This window comes from Kitasatospora nipponensis (assembly GCF_039528135.1).
In the GTDB taxonomy this organism is placed as follows: domain Bacteria; phylum Actinomycetota; class Actinomycetes; order Streptomycetales; family Streptomycetaceae; genus Kitasatospora; species Kitasatospora nipponensis.
In genome coordinates, this window is sequence record NZ_BAAALF010001241.1 from 1 (window position 1) to 501 (window position 501).

The 501-nt window shown below is 62.9% G+C and carries 1 protein-coding gene; it reads left to right on the top strand.

Annotated elements, in window-relative coordinates:
* A partial coding sequence (locus ABD323_RS45855) for an SLC13 family permease (RefSeq protein ID WP_344447827.1) occupies positions 1 to 501 on the top strand: 501 nt, incomplete at both ends.

Sequence of the window (501 nt, forward strand, 5' to 3'; positions counted from 1 at the left end):
TCTTCCCGTGGCGCGCCGTTGTTCGCCCTTTTGACCCTGGCTGCCGGGATCATCGTGTCGGACCTCGACCCGGGCCTGCTCGCCCTGAGCATCGGCGCCGTACTCATGCTGTCGTTCGCGCCCGGCAAAGATCGGGACTACGTGAACAAGATCGCTTGGCCAACCTGCTTCATGCTGGCCGGCATCCTGACCTACATCACGGTCATGCAGGAGATCGGTACTTTCGACATCATCAGCGACACGCTCACGGGGATCGGCGGTCCAAAGGTCGGAGTACTGCTTCTGTCGCTCATGACGGGTCTCGTATCCGTGTTCGCTTCCTCCGCCGGGACCGTCGCGACGACCGTGCCTCTCGTGACGCCGGTGCTGGGGGCCGACCCGTCGCTGTCCTTGTTCGGTTCGATCACCACTCTGACCAGCTCGGCCTACCTGGTCGATGCCAATCCACTGAACCTGTTCGGAGCGCTGCTCATCGGCAATGTTCGTGCTGAGGACCAGCCG